Below are 17733 nucleotides of genomic sequence, written 5' to 3'. Positions count from 1 at the left end.
TGCGGTCCGCGCTCGGCCCGGGCCGCGTGGATGCGGGCCTGTCCCTGCGACGGGCCCGCCGTGACGAATGGCCGCGCCTGTTCGTATGGTACGCGGTGGCCTATCGGGATCACATCGACGCGATCTGGGGCTGGAACGACGCCTGGCAGCGGCGCGATTTCGGCCGTCTGTTCGAGCGTGTGCGCCCGCTGATCGTCGTCGATGGGGCCCGCGAGGTGGGCTATCTGCAGGTGCTGTGGCGGGCGGGTGCGCTGCATCTGGCGAACATCGTGCTCGTGGCCGAGGCCCGCGGGGCCGGTCGCGGTGGCCGGCTGCTGGGTCATCTCCAGGCCCGGGCCGGGCGTCTGGACAGGGCGGTGACGCTGCGCGTATTCCGCACCAATGCCCGCGCCGAGGCATTCTACGCCCGCCACGGCTTCCAGCGTAGCGGACAGAGCGACACGCACGTCGAGATGCGCTGGCGTGCCGTCGGGCCCGAGTAGCGCCGCGGGCGCGCTCAGCGCGTGCGCAGGATGTAGAGCCCCTTGAGCAGGTTCAGCGCCTCGTACAGGGCGTAGTCGGACTCGGCCAGCGGCTTGCCGTCGGGCCCTTTCACGCCGTCGCGCGGGCCGTCCTCGTCGTCATCGTTGTCGTTGGCCAGCGCGCCGGCGAGATCGGCCTCCGAGAAGGGCAGGACCTCGCTGCCCTGGGCAGCGGTGACGTTGACGTTCTGAATGCCCACGTCCGGGTCGATGCCCTCGGCCTGGATCGAGCGCCCACTCGGTGTGTAGTAGCGCGCAGTGGTGAGCTTGAGCGCGGCCCCGTTCGCCAGCGGCAGTATGGTCTGGACCGAGCCCTTGCCGAAGGTCCGGGAACCCATGATCACGGCGCGGCTGTCGTCCTGCAGGGCGCCCGCCACGATCTCCGATGCCGAGGCCGAACCCTCGTTGACCAGCACCACGATCGGCGCGCCGTCGAGCATGTCGCCGGGCTCGGCGTCGAACTGCTGGTCGGTGTTCTCCGCCCGCCCCTTGATCGAGACGATGCCGCCCGCGTCCAGGAAGGTGTCGGCGACGTCCACTGCCGAACTCAGCACGCCGCCGGGGTTATTGCGCAGGTCGAGCACGATGCCGCGAAGCCCTTCGTCGGCGCGGTCCTGCAGCCGCTCGAGCTCGCGTTCGAGGCTTTCGCCGGTCTGGCTGGAGAACTGGGTGATGCGGACATAGCCGTAGCCATCGTCGAGCATCCGCGCCTTGACGCTCTCCACGCGGATCACCGAACGCTCGAGCGTGACCGTGAAAGGCTCGTCGCGGCCGTCGCGCAGGATCGTGAGCGTGACTTCGCTGCCCGGATCGCCGCGCATCGTCTTGACCGCGTCCATCAGCGACATGCCTTTGACCGCCTTGCCGTCGATGCGCACGATCAGGTCGCCGGCCTGGAGCCCGGCCTCGCTCGCCGGGGTGTCGTCGATCGGCGCGACCACGCGCACGAAGCCGTTCTCGATCTGCACCTCGACGCCGAGACCGCCGAAGCGACCGGAGGTCGAGATCGAGATCTCCTTGAACTCCGACTTGTTGAGATAGGCCGAGTGCGGGTCGAGGCCGTCGAGCATGCCGCGGATGGCGTTTTCCAGCAGCGCCTGGTCGGAGACATCCTCGACGTAGCCCTGCTTCACGCGGTTGAGGATCTCGACGAAGGTGCGCAGTTCCTCGAGCGGCAGGCCGTGCGCCGGGGCATCGGCGGCTTCGTCTCGCGAATCGTCGCCGGGCTGCGCGAACGCGCCGGGCGGAAGGGCGAGGACGGTGCCGATGATGACGCCGAAGGCGATCAGCAGCGTGCTGCGGATTGTGGCTCGCATGACGCTAGGACTCCCCCTGGCCGCAGCTGCGGCGCGAACGATCGGAGCGTGAACCGCGTTCCGGAACGACGCTAGAAGATAGCACACCATCGGCCGGTGCCGGGCGCGTCAACCGGACAGCCACTGCGACGGATTGACGGGCGTGCTGCCGCGCCGGATCTCGAAATAGGCGCCGCTGCGCCGATGGCCGCCGCTGCGCCCGGCCTTGGCCACCGCCTGGCCGCGTTGGACGTTGTCGCCGACCTCGACGTAGGTGCTCTCGGCATGGCCGTAGAGCGTGTAGTAGTTGTTGCCGTGATCGAGGATCACGATCAGTCCGTAGCGGTGCATGTAGCCGACATAGACCACGCGACCGCCCGCCACCGCCCGGACCGCGGTGCCTTCGGGCGCGGCGCGCCACTGGCCCTGCCATTTCAGCGGGCCGCCGGCCTTGGTGGTGCCGAAGCGGGCCAGCACCCGGCCGTCGACCGGCGGCCTCATGCGGCCCTTGAGTTCGGCGAACGGCGTGCCCTCGTCGACCGGCGGCAGGGCCGAGAGCTCGCTCTGCAGGGAGCCGAGCAGATCCTCCAGCCGCTGGGCGTCGATGCGCAGGTTCTCCAGGTTGGCCTGGCGCGAGGACAGCTGCGAGTCGAGTGCCGCGATGGCCTCCCGGCGTTCGGCCTGATTGGCCTCTAGACGCGACAGCGTCTCGGCACGGTCGGCCCGGCGTTCGGCCAGCGCGTCCTGTTCCTGCTCCAGGGCGCGCTGGCGCACCGCGAGATCGGCGAGGGTGTCCTGCAGCGCGTGGACCTGCTCGGTCTGGGCGCCGGCGAAGTACTCGAAATACACGAGCATGCGGCCGAGCTTCTCGGGCGACTCGCCGGACAGCAGCAGACGCATGCGATTCATGCGGCCGCTCGAATAGGCGGCGCGGACCTGATCGCGGAGCACGTCCAGCTTGTCGCCGAGGTCGTCGCGCTCGGCGTCGCGCCGCGCGGTGAGGCTGTCGATGCGATCGCGATGCGCGGCGATCGCATCGTCGAGCGTACGCAGGCGCTTCTGGGCGGCGCTGATGTCGGCTTCGGCCTGATTGAGGGCGTTCGCCAGGTCGCCGCGCTGGCTCTTGTCGGCGGCGATGTGCTGGCGGACGGCGTCGATGCGATCGCGCAGGGCGTCGAGCTCGGCCCGGGCCTGCTCGGAGCGGTCGGACTGGGCCGAGCCGGTCGCGGACACGGTCAGGGTGGCGGCGAGCAGGGCGACGCCGAACGATCGAAACACGCGCATGGGCGGGATTGTAAGCCACGCGGCCAGCGTCCGGTATGCAATAATCGCCGCCGGCGCCCGGCCCGGCCGGGCGTCATTTCGTGAAACAACCGGCCCGTCACCAGCCCCGACCGGACACCATGCTGCAGCAGATTCAGGAATTCATCGTCAATCATCCGTTCCTCTGGAGCGCCCTGGTGATCGTGCTGATCGCCCTGGCGGTCAACGAGGTCTATCGGCTGATGAAGGGGCACCGGCCGATCCCGGCGACCGAAGCCGTGCGGCTGATGAACACCGACGACGCCGTCGTGGTGGACACGCGCTCGGCGGCCGACTACAAGAAGAACCACATCCTCAATGCCGTGCACGTGCCCATGGCCGGCATCGAGGAACGCGCCGGCGAGATCACGAAGAAGACCGATCGCACCATCATCTGCTACTGCGGCATCGGCAACGTGGCACCGCAGGCCGCCAGCAAGCTGCGGCGCAAGGGCTACACCCATGTGTACGCCCTCAAGGGCGGCATCAACGCCTGGCAGGCGGACGGCCTGCCGGTGACCCGCAAGTAGCCGCGAGCTCAGACCAACGAGGAGAGACCCATGGCGGACGAGGCCGGCAACGGCGGTGACAACGGGCAGGCGCAGAAGCAGGTCGCGCTGCAGAAAATCTATATTCGGGACGCCTCGATCGAGGTGCCCGACGGGCCGCGCGTGTTCACCGAGGAGTACAAGCCCGACGTCAACGTCGATCTGAACACCCGCATCCACAACCTCAGCGACGAGACCCATCAGGTCGTGGTCACGGTGACGGTCACGGCCAAGCAGGCCGATCGCACGGCCTATATCGTCGAGGTCCAGCAGGCCGGCGTGTTCCGCATCGAGGGCTTCACCGAGGAACGCGAGCGCAATCACGTGCTCGGGGCCTACTGCCCGTCGGTGTTGTTTCCCTACGTGCGCGAAAGCATCGGCGACATGGTCCAGCGGGCGGGCTTTCCGCACTTCCTGCTGCAGCCGGTGAACTTCGACCGGCTCTACGCCCAGCATCAGCAGAACCCGGAGTCGTCGGCCACCGACGCCCGCGACGCGACCCACTGAACGCGTCCGTGGCTACGACCGATGCCGCTCGTGGCGGCCGCTGCATGGCCGTGGTCGGCGCGGGGTCCTGGGGCACGGCGCTGGCGATCCAGCTGGCGCGCAACGACAACGACGTGCGTCTGTGGGCGCGCGACGAGGCCGCCATCGCCGCGATGGCCCGTGATCGCGAGAACAGTCGCTACCTGCCGGGCTGTCCCTTTCCCGAGCGTCTGACGCCGGAGCCCGACCTGGCCCGCGCGGTGGCCGCGGCCGACGATGTGCTGGTGGTCGTGCCGAGTCACGCCCTGCGCGCCTGTCTGCGCAGCCTGCGCGATCTGCTTGCCGAGAGCCAGCGCGTGATCTGGGCGACCAAGGGCCTGGAGCCCGAATCCGCCCTGCTGCCCGACCGGGTTGCAGCCGAGGAGCTGGGTGCGGCGCGTGCGACCGCCGTGCTCAGCGGCCCGAGCTTCGCCGGCGAGGTCGGCCGGGGCATGCCAACGGCGGTCACGATCGCCTCCGCGGATGCGGATTTCGCCCGCGACATGGCCGGCGCCTTCCACGACGGCGTGTTCCGGGTCTACACCGCCAGCGATGTCGTCGGCGTCGGTGTCGGTGGCGCGGTGAAGAACGTGCTGGCGATCGCGGTGGGCATCTCCGACGGCCTCGGCTACGGCGCCAACGCCCGCGCGCTGCTGATCACCCGCGGGCTGTCGGAGATGATGCGGCTGGGCGAGAAGCTCGGCGGCGAGCGCGGAACGCTCGTGGGCATGGCCGGCCTCGGCGATCTGCTGCTCACCTGCACCGACGATCAGTCGCGCAACCGGCGCATGGGGCTGGCCCTGGCCGCCGGTCACGACGTGGCGTCGGCCGAGCGCGAGATCCGCCAGGTGGTCGAGGGCGTGCGCGTGGCCCGCGAGGTACATCGCATCGCGGACCACTTGGGCGTCGAGATGCCGATCGCCTCCCAGGCTTATCGCGTGCTGCACGAGGGCGTCTCGCCGCCCGAGGCCGTACGTAGATTGACGGATCGCCCGTTCCGGTCCGAAAAAGATTAAAATGTGACATCAGGTCATGATGTTCGCCGTGGCGGCGGATATTGCGGCGGCCCGGTTCGGCCGCCCGAGCGGCACACCGACTCAGGACACTCCGGGGTATGGCGAACTGGGTAACTTTCGGGCGCTTCCTGCTGCTTTTCGTGCTTCTGGGAATCATCTATTCCGGGAATCCGGCGCTCCAGCTCGTGAACGCGCCGCTGACGCTGCTGATCATCGCGCTCGACGGCGTCGACGGTTGGGTGGCGCGGCGCTTCAACGAGGAAACGCTGTTCGGCGCCACCTTCGACATCGCCATCGACCGCATCGTCGAGACGGTGCTTTGGGTGGTGCTCGCGCATCTGGGCTTCATCGGCGTCTGGATTCCCCTGCTGTTCATCATCCGCGGCAATCTGGTCGATGCGATCCGCAGCAAGGGCGCCGCCTCGGGTACCGCCGCCTTCGACATGATGCAGTCGCCGGTGGGGCGGTTCCTGGTGGCCGGACGCTTCATGCGCGGCTTCTATGCCGTGCTCAAGGCGGTGACGTTCGCCTGGATCCTGCTGTGGCAGCCGTTCGATGCGCTCGCGCCGGCGTTCTGGGCCGACTGGGGCGGCATCATGAGCGGTATCGGTCTGGCGCTGGCCTGGGCCTCCGCGGCGATCTGCGTGGTTCGCGGCCTGCCGGTGATCGTGGAATTCTGCATGAACGCACGGCCGTCGCTGCAGGAGGACTAGTCGTATGCGCCTGGTTCTGTTCGACATCGACGGCACCCTGGTGCCCGGGGCCAGCTCGGAGTCCCGTTTTGCGCGTTATCTCTGGCGGCGCGGTGCTCTGGGGCTGCGGGGCGTCGGCGCCTATCTGTGGTTCTGCATCCGCTACCTGCCGCGTTTCGGCCGCCATGTGCTGCAGAAGAACAAGGCGTATCTGAGCGGCCACCGGCGCCGGGACATCGAAACGCTCGCGCGCGACTTCGTCGCCGATGACGTCGCGCCGGCGCTGTATGCCCCCGCGGTCGAACGGCTGCGCGCCCATCAGGCCGCCGGGGATCATGTGGTGCTGCTCTCCGGCACGCCGCAGTTCCTGGCCGATGCTCTCGCGCAGTGGCTGGAGGCCGATGCCGCGCTCGGTGCACTGTGCGAGGCCCGTGCCGATCGCTTCACCGCCGGCCCGCCGGTGCGCCATCCCTACGGCGCCACGAAGATCGACGCCGCGCGCACGCTCGCCGCCGCTGCGAATCTGCCGTTGTCACAGGCGATCGCCTTCGGCGACTCCATCAACGATACCTATCTGTTCCACGAAGTCGGCGAGGCCGTGGCCGTGCAGCCGGACCGGCGCCTGTCGGAGGCCGCCGACGGCGCGGGCTGGGAGGTGCTGTTCGACCGCGCGGATCGCGCCTAGGCGCGGTTCGGCGCTAGCGGAATCCCGCCTGGCGCCAGGCCTCGTAGGCGATCACCGCCACGCTGTTGGACAGGTTCAGACTGCGGTTGGCCGGCCGCATGGGCAGCACGATGGCGGCATCCGCGGCGGCGATCAGGTGTTGTGGCAGGCCCTCGGTCTCGCTGCCGAACAGCAGGGCGTCGTCGGCGCGATAGGCGACGGTGTCGTATCGGGTGTCGCCGTGTTTCGTGGCCGCGAACACGCGGATGCCCGGATGGGCGTCGCGCCAGGCGGCGTAGTCCGGCCACTCGTGAATGACCGCCCGTTCCCGGTAGTCGAGCCCGGCGCGCCGGAGATGGCGGTCCAACAGCGAGAAGCCCAGTGGGTGAATGAGGTCGAGCGTGGCGCCGATGTTCACGCACAGCCGGATGGCGTTGCCGGTGTTGGGCGGAATGCGCGGCTGGTGCAGGACGATCCGCATCGGCGCGCTCAGTCGCCCGGGCGTTCGGTCTGGCAGTTCCAGCACTGATCGAACTGGGCGTCGAGCTGTTCGCCGCAGTTCGGACAGCGCCAGGTGCTGCCGCTTTCGACCGGGCCCCGCTCGAACGCGCGTATGAGCGCGCGCGCGGCGGCGTAGTCGGCCGGATCCTCGACCCAGACGCTGGGATAGACGTTGGCCGGGAGATCGCCCATGCCGCCCCATAGATACTGGTTGCGCACCTGAGCGGCGATGCCGTGGCTGGCCAGCATGTCCTTGGCGATCTCGGCGTTGACCGGATCCGAGGCGAGATAGACTTCCTGATCGCTCATGCCCGACGGCTCCGCCGGCCGCCCGCGGGGCCGCATCGCCGGATTGACTTGCCGCGGCGCTTTGCTAGTGTGGCTTGCATGCAATCATCCGGGGCTTGGGTCATGTCGGTGTTCTCCGCGCGTCGTGCGCTGATCGTTGTCGTCGCCGCGCTCGGGCTCGGCCTGGCGAATCCGGCCGCGGCGATCGACGATTATGCCGATCCCGGCCGCCCCTCTGCAGCCGCCATGGGCGTGGATGCGGTGCTCGTGCGGCCGGTGAGCCTCGCCGCCACCGCCGTGGGCACGGGGCTGTTCGTGGTCTCGCTGCCGTTCTCGCTGCTGGGCATGAACGTGGACGACGCCGGCCGGCGGCTGATCGTCGAGCCCGGCAAGTACACCTTCGTGCGGCCGCTGGGCGATTTCCAGCAGAACTCGCCCGACTAGCGCGCGGGCGCGGCCGCGCTGCGGCCTACCCGGAGTCGGCGATGGGCCCGGCCGGAGACGGGCTGACGATATCGCACTTGCGATTGGTCCGCCCCAGTTCGGCTTGGGCTGTACAAGCCGTGACGGTCGGCCGTGCCGAGGCAGCCGACCCGCGGCGTTGTCGTTTCGGTCGACCGCTGCAGCAGTGGCCGACGCCGGATGCGGTCGCGCCCGCTCAGCGTCCTGGATCGAAACCCGCCAGGGCGGCGTTCGGATCGGCGGTCACGCGTACCGTCCGCGTGCCGTGTGTGCTCCCGGTGGAGCCCGCGCGGCTGTCGACCGTGCCGGACTCAAGCCCGTGATTGGCGAGGTAGTCGGCCACCCGCGCGGCCTGCGCGGCCGAGCCGCCCATCTCGCGCGTGCTCTTGATCGCAGGGCCGGTCACCGTCACTCGTCGGGCGTCACCTTCGGCGAGCCGGCGGGCGAGTCGATCGAGCACGACGTGCCCCCGTGCGGTGATCGTCGGCCGCGCGCCGGCCAGCACCACGACGCTTTCGAGATCGATGCCGTCCGCAGCCGTGGTGGACGCCGCCGTGCCGCCGCTGTCCGACGGTGCACCCGGACGTTCGGGCGACTGCGGGGCCGATGCGTCGGCGGTCGTATCGGCGCCTGGCGTGGGCGCCAGCGCGGCGGCGGGTGCGGTCTGCAGGTTCGGTATCTCGATTGGCGCGGTGTTCGAGGACGGCGCGCCCGGGCTTTCGGTCGGCGCTGTCTGCGGCGCTGTTCGGCCCGGGGCGGGCGATGGTTCGGCGGCGTCGGCGACCCGGGTGTCGCTGTGCGAGCCGATGGCCATGCGCTGACGCTTGGGCACCGGCTGGAACGGGGCGGTGTCGGCGGCTGACTCGGTCGTGGCCTCGCTGGCGTTCGCGGAGGTTGCCGGCGGCCCGCCGGTCTGAGCCGCTGCCTCGACCCGGTAGCGGATCCGGAACGTGATGTCGTTGACGTCTTCGCCGCGCCAGGTGAGGTTGCGACCCTGGTGCGACCAGTCGCCGCGGCGATTGGCGCTGTAGTCGACGATCTCGATGCTGGCCGGCACCACCCAGGTATAGGCGAACGAGTCGAAGTCGTCCGGTGCGTTCCATTTGCCGTGATGGCCGTCGGCGCGCGTGTCCCCGTCCCAGCTGGTGAACACGTAGGTGCCGTCGTCGCTGCGGCGCAGTCGGTCGTCGGTGAATCGGCCGGTGTCCATCACCGCGTAGCTGCCGGTGTCGAAGCGCAGCCGCATGCCTCCGTCCGGGCCCTCACTGGTGCGGTAGTCCGAGGGCACGATATAGACATTGTCCCCCGGGGCCTCGTCCGGACCGAGATAGAGCACGCGTTCGGCCAGATCCGAGCGCAGGGTCTTGTAGCTCGTGTAGTGGCGGCCGTCGGCGTCGAGGACGAGGATGTCCTCGCGCTCGACCGCCGCGCCCGCGGGCAGCGCCGCGCCGGCCAGCAGCGCCGCGCCGGCCAGTCCGGTCAACGGCCCGGGTCTCATGAGTCGTCTCCGTCCTCCTGCGAGGCGTCGGTGGCGGGATCGAGCGTGGCCGGATCGATCACTTCCACGTCGCCCCAGCCGAGTTCGCGCACGGGCTTCTCGATGCTGTCGAGGTCGCCGACGACGATCCAGGTCAGGCCGTCGGCGTTGATCATGGTGCGCGCGGCCGCGGTGAGCGCCTTGCCGTCGAGCCCGCGGATACGCTCGACGTAGTGCTCGTAGTAGTCGTCCGGCAGATCGAAGATTACCGACTGGGCCAGCGTCGAGGCCAGCTCCGACGTGGTCTCGTTGTCCCCGGGCAGACTGCGCGTGAGATTGGCCTCGGCTGCGGACAGTTCGCTGTCGGTCGCCGGCTCGTCGCCACGGATGGCTTTGAGCTCCTTGCGCATCTCGCGCATGGAGGGCGCTGTCTTGTCGGTCTGCACCGAGGCGTAGGCCACGAACGGCTGCTGGGCGCGCGCGTCCATGAGCATGCTGCGCGCGCCGTAGGACCAGTGCTTGTCCTCGCGCAGGTTCAGATTGAGCCGCGAGTTGAACATGCCGCCGAGCACAGCGTTGACCGTTTCCATGGCGATGTCGTCGTCGCTGGATTTCGGCGGCGCGACGTTACCGGCGATCACGGTGGCCTGATTGCTGCCCGGGCGATCGAGCAGATAGATCCGCGGTTTCCCGGGCGCGCTGATCTCGGGCAGCGGCTTGCTCGGCGGCGTCTTGTCATTCTGCGGTGGCTGCCAGTCGCCGAACTGCTTTTCCAGCACCGGTTTCAGCTCGGAGAGCGTCGTGTCGCCGACCACCACGAGCGTGGCGTTGTCGGGTCGCAGCCAGGTGTGGGCGTAGTCGCGCACGTCCTCGACCGTCATCTCGCGGATGGCGGCGGTGGTGCCGCTGCCGGTCAGCGGCGTGCCGTAGGCATGGTCCTCGCCGTAGAGCAACGGTCCGAGCGTGCGCAGGGCCAGGCTGGTGGGGTCGCGCTTTTCCTGGGCGATGGCGGCCAGCCGCTGTTTCTTGAGACGCTGGAATTCCTTTTCCGGAAAATTCGCGTTGCGGATCACGTCCGCGAATATGCTCGTGGCCGGTTCGAGGGTCGTGGCCAGTGTGGACAGCGTGACGCTGGCCGAGTCCAGCGATGCGCTCGTGCCCAGGCCGGCGCCGAGGGCGTCGACATCCGCGCTGATCTCGAGCGCGTCGCGTTGCGTCGTGCCCTCGTCGAGCATGTTCATGGCGAGGCTGGCGGTGCCTGGGGCCTCCGGCGGGTCGGCGGCATAGCCGGCGTCGAAGATCATGCGCATCTGCACGACGGGCGTGTCATGGCGCTCGGCGAAGCGCACCTTCAGACCGTTGGACAGTTGGGTGTGCTGGACGTCCGGCAGATCCAGGGTGGCGCCGTCGCCGATGTCCGGCAGCTGGTCGCGGTCCACGTCCTCGCCGCTGGCGTGGCGCTCGCCGAAGGGCTTGACCGAGAGTACATAGACGCCCTCCGACAGCCATTGGGATGCCGTTTTGCGGATCGTCTCGGGCGTTGCCTGGCGCAGCGTCTCGAGTTCGTCCTTGTAGGCGCCCGGGTCGTTTTCGTAGATCTCGCCCTGGGCGAGTATGTCGGCCTTGCCGCCCAGGCCGCCCACGCTCTCGGTGCCGCGCACGAACGAGGCACCGAAGCGCGTGCGGGCGCGTTCCAGTGCCGCCGGCGCCGGGCCTTTGTCCAGAAAGCGCTGCAGCTGCTCGTCGAGGGCGGCCTCGACCGCGGCCAGGTCCTGATCCGGACGGGCCGTGGCGCTGACGATGAATTGCGAGCCGATCTCCTTGTCCCAGACGAAGGCGGAGACATCGGTGGCGATCTGCCGGTCGTAGACGAGTGTCTTGTAGAGGGGGCTCGTCTTCGAGCCGGCGAGCAGGTCGGCGGCGATCTGCAGCCGGGTCACATCGGGCGAGCCCGTCGGCGGGACGTTCCAGACCTTGTAGACGCGCGCCTGCGGCACGCGATCGAACATCACCTGCCGGTGCTCGCCGTTCATCTTGGCGATCCAGCGCTTCTGCCGGGTGACCGGCGGCCCGGGTTCGATGCTGCCGAAGTACTGCTCGACCTTGTCGCGGGCGGCCTCCGGCTCGATGTCGCCGGCCAGCACCAGCACCGCGTTGGAGGGGCCGTAGTACTGCTTGAACCACGACTTGACGTCCTCCAGCGAGGCCGCGTTCAGGTCGGATTCGGAGCCGATGGTCGGCCAGGAATAGGGGTGGCCGGCCGGATAGGTGTTGGTCGGCAACGTGTTGAAGACCTCACCGTAGGGCTGGTTCTCGCCCTGGCGCTTCTCGTTGAGGACCACGCCACGCTGTTCGTCCAGCAGGTCCTGGTCGATGGCGCCGAGGAAGTGCCCCATGCGGTCGGACTCCATCCACAGGGCCATATCCAGGGCGTTGGTGGGCACGCTCGCGAAATAGTTGGTGCGGTCCACGTTGGTGGTTCCGTTCATGTCGGTCGCGCCCGCGCGCTCGAACGGTTCGAAATACTCGCCGTCCCAGTGTTCGCTGCCCTGGAACATCAGATGCTCGAACAGATGCGCGAAGCCCTGCTGGTTCGGGCCCTCGTTCTTGGAGCCGACGTGATACCAGATGTTGACGGCGACGATCGGCGTCTTGTGGTCGGTGTGCACGATCAGCGTCAGGCCGTTGTCGAGCACGTACTTCTTGTACGGGATGTCGATGTCGGGGATATCGACACGCGGCGCCGCTCTGCTCGAGTCGCGCTCGTCCGCCTTGGTCGTCTCGTCGCCGGCCGACGCCGAGTCCCTGTCGCGACCGGCCGGCGTGTCGTCAGCGTCCGCGCCCTGCTCGTTCTGGCTTTCGGCGGCGTCGGGGGAGGCCGTGGTCGTGTTGCCGGACTGCGGATCGGCCAGGCTCGCGGCCGGCGCGCCGGCGATCAGCAGCGACAGGCATAACAGGAGTGTCGAGCGCATGAAGTATCGATCCTTGGTCAATGCGATGGGGTCGTTGCGCATCGGGGCGAGCTTATCAGGGTGGTCGGACGCGATCATCCGCTGCTCGGTGGCCGTTCCGTGAGCGCAGGAGCTTCGACACCGGTGCGTGAGCTTTCGTTTCGTGCGGCACTGCCGGGGGTGGCGCTGGTCGTGGTGCTGTCGGCGGTCAACGCCTAGCCAGGACTGTTCGCCGGGCTGACCGTGTCGGCCTCGATTCCGGCGGCGATGTTGTCGCGGGGCATCCTGCGGCTGTCCGCCGATGCCAACGTGCTCGAGAACAGCATCGTCCAGACCGCGGCCAGCGCGGGCGAGGCGATCGCCGCCAGCGTGATCTTCACCCTGCCGGCCTTGATGGTGTTCGACTACGGGTCCGATTGCGCCCTGTTTCCAGATCGTGCCGATCGCCGGTGTGGTCGCTGCTGCTGCACGCCTACGGCATCGGGGTGTCGGACACGGCCCATCCCAGTGCGTCGCCGGCGCCCCAGGCCGATCTCATGGTGACGGTCGTGCGCGGTGTGTTCGGCGGCGATCTGCCCTGGGGCTGGGTGATCGGCGGCGACGTGATCGCGCTGGCCACGATCGCGCTCGACAGCCTGCTCGGTCGCCGGGACAGCGGGCTCCGTCTGCCGGGCGCTGGCGGTCGCGCTCGGTCTCTATCTGCCCTTGTCGCTGTCGATGGCGATCGCCTTCGGCGGTCTCGTCGCCTGGCTCGGCGGCAGCGGCGCCGTGCGCGAGGGCCGCGGCCTGCTCGGGGCGGCGGGCATCATCACCGGCGAGAGGCTGATAGGTATATTCATCGCGCTTCCGGCCGCCTGGCCCGGGCTCGTGCTGATACTCGATCCGGGGCTGTGGTCAGGGAGAGTGGCGCGCTCGAAAGACGCCGGGCCGCGGGCTCGTTTTTCATGAATCGTCCGCTTTGAATGCCGGCCCGCCATATTGCCGCGTCGGCTGCAAAATGAAGCCGCGGCCGGCGGTTCGCGCAACCGCTTTACAGGCACCGCAGGCGCGCTATAGTGAATCAAGCCCGACGAACGATCGCAGGGCGAAAAAATGCATAACGAACTGTCTTTATTCAGGGGAAAATAATGAAAAAGATCATCATCGGTGCGGTCCTGCTCGGGTCGAGCATGAGCGCGAGCGCCGTGGCGCCGGGCGGACCGGGCTGCGGCTGGGGCAATCTGCTGTTCGAAGGCTCGAGTGGCCTGCCGGCCCATTTGCTGGCCACCATCGTCAACGGCACCTCCGGCAATGCCACCTTCGGCATGACCAGTGGCACCAACGGCTGCGATGTAAGCGGTACGCTGACCTACAGCGGCGACAGCCTGCTGGCGATGAACGGCGTGCTCGAAGAGGTCGCCCAGGACATGGCCGTGGGCCACGGCGAGGCGCTGACCGCGCTGACGGTGGCGATGCAGATCGACCCGGCCGATCGTGACCACTTCAATAGCCTCATGCACGAGAATTTCACGCAGATCTTTCCGCGTGACGATGTCTCCTCCGGCGAAGTGATGGACAACATCACCATGGTCATGAAGCGCGACGATCGTCTGTCGCACTACGTGTCCTGATCGAACGTCTGCCGGCTCGCCCCGTCTCGGTGGAGGCGGGGCATTTTTTTGTCTTGCGTGCCGCGGCGCGATGGCGGCTCATTGCCCGGGCCGGGATCTGGTTGTGCGCGCTCGTCTGCAGCGTCGCCGTCCATGCCGCGCCCGCGCCGGATCTCGCGGCCCTGGCGGCAACTGAGCGGTGGCAGGCGCTGATGCACGTCAATCCGGGCGCCACCCTGCGCGGCGTCGGCACCAGCTATGTCGACGACGACGATTTTTTCCTCGCCGCCGACGGCAAGGCCGACCCGGCGGCCGAACTGCGGGCCACATGGCAGGCGCTCGCGCCGGCGGCCAGCCCGGCGCGCTGTCGCTTTCCGGCGCGCTATCGTTTTCTGGCCGAAAAACTCGGCTGGCAAGAGCCCGAGCCGCTGGCCCACTGCGACGATTACAAGGCATGGCGCGCGCAGATGCCCATCGGCCGGCTGGTGCTGGTCTTCCCCGCCGCCTATCTGAACAGCCCGTCGTCGATGTTCGGCCATACGCTGCTGCGCCTGGACGCCAGCGCCGAGCCCGACGCCGTCTGGCTGTCGCGGGCGATCAACTTCGGCGCCCAGGCCGGCGGGGCGGACAATTCGCTGTTCTATATCTGGCGGGGCCTGGCCGGCGGCTACCCGGGCCAGTTCTCGGTAACCTCGTATGTCGAGAAGATCCGCGACTACGCCTTTGTCGAAAACCGCGACATGTGGGAGTACGCCCTGAATCTCGATGCCGACGAGATCGACTGGGTGGTGCGCCATCTCTGGGAGCTGCGCGGGATCAATTTCGATTACTACTTCTTCGACGAGAACTGTTCGTTCCGCCTGCTCGAACTGATCAAGGTGGGCCGCCCGACGGCGCCGCTGATGACCGAGCTGCGCTTTGCCGAGCTGCCGGTGAACACCGTGCGCGCGCTGTATGACGCCGATTTGGTGGCGCAGCGCCGTTACCGGCCGTCGAAAGCCCGTGAACTGGAGGCGCTGGCCGCGCGTCTGGACGGCGACGAACGGGCGCTGGCGGCGGCCCTGCGCGAGGACACGTCGCTGGCGGCGACACCGCGATTCGAGGCCTATCCGCCGCCGCGGCGGCATCTCATCGCCCAGGTGGCCTACCAGGCGCTGCGGCTGCGCAACCGGGAAGGCGCGCGCGATCCCGATGTCGCCCGCAAGAGTCTGGCCCTGCTGCGCGTGGTGCAGCGCAATCCCGCGCCGCCCGATGCGCCGGCGTCGCCGCCGGCCCCGCCGGAAAGCGGGCATGGCACCCAGATGGCGAATATCGGCGTCGGCCGTCGGAACGGCCGCGATTTTCTGTCCTTCGGCTATCGGCTGACCTACCATGATCTGTTCGACCCGATGACCGGCTTTCTGCCGGGAGCGGCGATCGAAGGGCTGGACGTACAGCTGCGTATCGACGAGGCCGACGGCCTCGCGCTCGAGCGTCTCGATCTGGTCAATATCCGGTCGCTGGCGCCGCGCAGCGATTTCGTCAAGCCGATCTCCTGGTTCGTGCACGCGGGCCTGGAACAAGCGCCGGTGGCGCATGAACGGCGCGCGCTCGGGGGCTTTGTCCAGGGCGGGCCGGGGGCGAGCTGGCGGGTCGGCGATCTGTTTCCGTACGTGTTCGCGGTCGCGCGCCTGGAGAGCGTGAGCGGCGAGGAGCCGGGCGCGGCACTCGGCGGGGGCGCCGAGGCCGGCGTCGCCTTTCAGGCGGAATCCGTACAATGGGGCCTACACGCGCGATGGCTGGAATACACCGCGCATTTCTCGCGCCTGCGGACCGGGATCACCGCCAATCTGCCGCTATCGTCCGAGAACGCGCTGCGCGGTGAGTGCAGCCACGAGACCTGGCAGCGCGATGCCGTCACCGGTTGCAGCGTGTCGTTCCGGCATTTCTTCGATTAGGCCTTTTGATGGTGAAACGCGCAGGTTTGACGGGTATGCCGCTGCTCGGTGTGGCTCTGGCGTTGGGCATGGCCTGGTGGCCGGCGACCGGTGCCGCCGAAGCGCCGGCGTCGGATCTGGCGGCGCTGCAGGCACGGGCCGCCGAGCGGGATCTGGCCGCCAGCCCGCAGTGGCGCGCGCTCGGGCACTATGAAAAGAACTGGCTGGGCGCGGGCGTGCACAGCACGGTGGCCAGCGAGCACTTCTTTCTGGCGGCCGAGGGGCGCCGCGATCCGGCGGCCGAGCTCGATGCCACGCTCGCCGCGCTGGTGGAGAATCGCCGGATCGAAGGCCGCAACAAGCCGGCGGCCTGTGTGTTCGTCGCCCGGCGCAAGTTTCTCGAACGCCGGCTGGGGCTGGCGCCGCAGACGCTCGGCGGTGCGGACTGCGACGAATACCGGCAATGGCGGGCCGCGCTCAGCCCGAAGCGCATCAGCCTGATCTTTCCGACCGCCTTTCCCAACAGCCCGTCGTCAATGTTCGGTCACACGCTGCTGCGCATCGATTCGTCGCGCGCCGCGCGTCGCACCGAACTGCTGGCCTATGCGGTGAATTTCGCCGCGGCCGCGGGCGACGACGCGCAGGGGCTGGGGTTCGCCTGGAACGGGCTCACCGGCGGCTATCCGGGCGTGTTCGGCCTGTTCCCGTACTATGAGAAGGTCAAGCAGTACGCCTGGATCGAGCACCGCGACGTGTGGTCCTACCCGCTACAGCTCGACGACGACGAGCGTGACCGCCTGGTCGACCATCTCTGGGAGATGGACGGGGTGCGCTTCGACTACTACTTTCTCACCAAGAACTGCTCCTACCAGCTGCTGAGTCTGCTGGAGGTCGCCCGGCCGTCGCTGGATCTGACCGAGGACTTCGACTGGTACGCGATCCCGGCGGATACCATCCGCGCGCTGGCCGACGTGCCGGGACTGATGGCCGCACCCGGCTACCGGCCGTCGCTGGAGACCACGATCCGTTGGGAGGCGGGCCAGCTCGATCCGGCCGATCGCGAGCTGGCGCTCGACGTGGCCGCCGCCCGCGTGCCCCTCGAGGGCGAAGCGCTGTCCGAGCTCGCGCCCGATGTGCGTGCCGGGGTGCTGGAGGTCGCCCACGACTATCTCTACTACCGGCTGCAGAGCGACGCCGAGGCCGTTGAGGCCGACAGCGATCATGCCGACGCCATTCTGCTGGCGCGCAGCCAGATTCGACAGCCGTCGCCGTTCACGCCCGTGCCGGCGCCGCGGACGCCGCCGGACCGCGGCCACGAGTCGCTGCGGATGGCCGCCGCGGCGGTCTACGAGGGCGATGACCTGTCGTTCGGCCTGCGCATCCGGCCCGCGTACCACGATCTGCTGGACGATCCCGGAGGCTACACCGCCGGGGCCGAGATCAATTTCCTCGACCTGGGGCTGCGCGTGGACCCGGCCGACGGCGAGCTGCGCATCGACGACCTGCAGATCCTCAACATCATCTCGCTGTCGCCGCGCGACGAGCTGTTCAAGCCGGTCTCCTTCCAGATCGACACCGGACTGCGGCGGCGGCCGTCGTCGGTGGTCTTCGACGATGTCCCCAACAATCTCGGCTACTACCTGCAGGGCGGGCCCGGCCTGGCCTGGGGCGGCGACGACCTGATGGGCTATGTCTTCGGCCTGGCCTCGGTCGACGCCAACAGCGCGCTGTCGCCGGGCTATGCGCTCGGAGCCGGGGGCAGCGCCGGCGTGCTCGCCCGCCAGGCGCCGGGTTACCAGCTCAAGTTAGAAGCCGGCGCGCTGGAATATGTCGCCGGCGACGACGGCCACTATCGGTGGGCGCGCGGCATACAGCAGATGCCGTTGTTCGGCGATCTGGCCCTGCGCGCCGAGCTGGGCTGGGAAGGCACGGCGGTCGACGCCGGTCTGCGCGGCGTGCTCGGTCTTCAGGCCTATTTCTGACCTC

At 68.9% G+C, this 17733-nt stretch carries 17 protein-coding genes and 2 pseudogenes; 13 read left to right on the top strand and 6 right to left on the bottom strand.

Annotated features, from left to right (window positions below):
* The first annotated feature begins 26 nt into the window (after window positions 1–26).
* Window positions 27–482 carry a GNAT family N-acetyltransferase gene (locus SAOR_RS16860; RefSeq protein WP_185015732.1) on the top strand — a complete coding sequence of 152 codons (456 nt, stop codon included), beginning with the start codon at window positions 27–29 and terminating at the stop codon, window positions 480–482.
* A gap of 14 nt (window positions 483–496) precedes the next feature.
* Here the strand turns inward: SAOR_RS16860 and SAOR_RS15895 are convergent, their stop codons facing one another.
* Entirely contained in the window at window positions 497–1837 is a 1341-nt protein-coding gene (locus SAOR_RS15895; RefSeq protein ID WP_123632275.1) for a S41 family peptidase, read from the bottom strand.
* A 108-nt stretch (window positions 1838–1945) separates the two neighbouring features.
* Window positions 1946–3100, bottom strand: coding sequence for a murein hydrolase activator EnvC family protein (locus SAOR_RS15890; RefSeq protein ID WP_123632274.1), 1155 nt, complete (start codon window positions 3098–3100; stop codon window positions 1946–1948).
* Window positions 3101–3180: 80 nt separating this feature from the next.
* On the opposite strand from SAOR_RS15890, the gene SAOR_RS15885 reads away from it, so the two are divergent.
* The 5 genes from SAOR_RS15885 (at window position 3181) to SAOR_RS15865 (ending at window position 6584) form a co-directional block, all read left to right on the top strand.
* The gene (locus SAOR_RS15885) at window positions 3181–3648 is read left to right on the top strand and encodes a rhodanese-like domain-containing protein (protein WP_185015731.1); all 468 of its coding nucleotides are present in this window, start codon (window positions 3181–3183) and stop codon (window positions 3646–3648) included.
* 30 nt (window positions 3649–3678) lie between these two features.
* Window positions 3679–4173, top strand: a complete 495-nt coding sequence (gene secB, locus SAOR_RS15880) for a protein-export chaperone SecB (RefSeq protein ID WP_123632272.1) — start codon at window positions 3679–3681, stop codon at window positions 4171–4173.
* A gap of 44 nt (window positions 4174–4217) precedes the next feature.
* Window positions 4218–5207, top strand: coding sequence for an NAD(P)H-dependent glycerol-3-phosphate dehydrogenase (locus SAOR_RS15875; RefSeq protein WP_123632314.1), 990 nt, complete (start codon window positions 4218–4220; stop codon window positions 5205–5207).
* 98 nt (window positions 5208–5305) lie between these two features.
* The gene (locus SAOR_RS15870) at window positions 5306–5920 is read left to right on the top strand and encodes a CDP-alcohol phosphatidyltransferase family protein (RefSeq protein WP_123632271.1); all 615 of its coding nucleotides are present in this window, start codon (window positions 5306–5308) and stop codon (window positions 5918–5920) included.
* A 4-nt stretch (window positions 5921–5924) separates the two neighbouring features.
* Window positions 5925–6584 carry an HAD family hydrolase gene (locus tag SAOR_RS15865; RefSeq protein ID WP_123632270.1) on the top strand — a complete coding sequence of 220 codons (660 nt, stop codon included), beginning with the start codon at window positions 5925–5927 and terminating at the stop codon, window positions 6582–6584.
* Between the two features lie 13 nt (window positions 6585–6597).
* Here SAOR_RS15865 and SAOR_RS15860 read toward each other — a convergent pair whose 3' ends face one another.
* A complete protein-coding gene (locus SAOR_RS15860) occupies window positions 6598–7044 on the bottom strand; it encodes a tRNA (cytidine(34)-2'-O)-methyltransferase (protein ID WP_123632269.1) in 447 nt (148 codons plus the stop codon).
* An 8-nt stretch (window positions 7045–7052) separates the two neighbouring features.
* Window positions 7053–7373 (bottom strand): putative signal transducing protein, encoded by a 321-nt coding sequence (locus SAOR_RS15855; protein ID WP_184947444.1) that lies wholly within the window; start codon window positions 7371–7373, stop codon window positions 7053–7055.
* Window positions 7374–7475: 102 nt separating this feature from the next.
* Here SAOR_RS15855 and SAOR_RS15850 point away from each other — a divergent pair, with 102 nt between their 5' ends.
* A complete protein-coding gene (locus SAOR_RS15850) occupies window positions 7476–7796 on the top strand; it encodes a hypothetical protein (protein WP_123632267.1) in 321 nt (106 codons plus the stop codon).
* A 214-nt stretch (window positions 7797–8010) separates the two neighbouring features.
* On the opposite strand, the gene SAOR_RS15845 is transcribed toward SAOR_RS15850, so the two are convergent.
* Complete coding sequence (locus tag SAOR_RS15845; RefSeq protein ID WP_123632266.1) at window positions 8011–9312, bottom strand: hypothetical protein; 1302 nt, start codon at window positions 9310–9312, stop codon at window positions 8011–8013.
* A complete protein-coding gene (locus SAOR_RS15840; protein ID WP_123632265.1) occupies window positions 9309–12263 on the bottom strand; it encodes a M16 family metallopeptidase in 2955 nt (984 codons plus the stop codon). Before SAOR_RS15840 ends, SAOR_RS15845 begins: the two co-directional genes overlap by 4 nt.
* Before the next feature lie 246 nt (window positions 12264–12509).
* Here SAOR_RS15840 and SAOR_RS17445 point away from each other — a divergent pair.
* The 6 genes and pseudogenes from SAOR_RS17445 to SAOR_RS15815 form a co-directional block, all read left to right on the top strand.
* Window positions 12510–12599, top strand: a pseudogene (locus tag SAOR_RS17445) (hypothetical protein); the annotation flags it as partial.
* A 92-nt stretch (window positions 12600–12691) separates the two neighbouring features.
* Window positions 12692–12871, top strand: a pseudogene (locus SAOR_RS17440) (hypothetical protein); the annotation flags it as partial.
* A gap of 76 nt (window positions 12872–12947) precedes the next feature.
* On the top strand, window positions 12948–13190 hold the full coding sequence (locus tag SAOR_RS15830; RefSeq protein WP_185015730.1) for a hypothetical protein: 243 nt from the start codon (window positions 12948–12950) through the stop codon (window positions 13188–13190).
* Window positions 13191–13369: 179 nt separating this feature from the next.
* Window positions 13370–13852: a DUF3015 domain-containing protein gene (locus SAOR_RS15825; RefSeq protein ID WP_123632263.1), complete on the top strand. Its 483-nt coding sequence runs from the start codon at window positions 13370–13372 to the stop codon at window positions 13850–13852.
* Between the two features lie 101 nt (window positions 13853–13953).
* A complete protein-coding gene (locus SAOR_RS15820) occupies window positions 13954–15768 on the top strand; it encodes an Lnb N-terminal periplasmic domain-containing protein (RefSeq protein WP_221180033.1) in 1815 nt (604 codons plus the stop codon).
* Window positions 15769–15803: 35 nt separating this feature from the next.
* Window positions 15804–17729, top strand: coding sequence for an Lnb N-terminal periplasmic domain-containing protein (locus tag SAOR_RS15815; protein WP_185015729.1), 1926 nt, complete (start codon window positions 15804–15806; stop codon window positions 17727–17729).
* Window positions 17730–17733 lie beyond the last annotated feature (4 nt).

It is taken from the genome of Salinisphaera orenii subsp. orenii MK-B5 (assembly GCF_003788635.1).
Classification (GTDB): Bacteria; Pseudomonadota; Gammaproteobacteria; order Nevskiales; family Salinisphaeraceae; genus Salinisphaera; species Salinisphaera orenii.
This window is presented reverse-complemented; position numbering and strand designations above follow the sequence as displayed.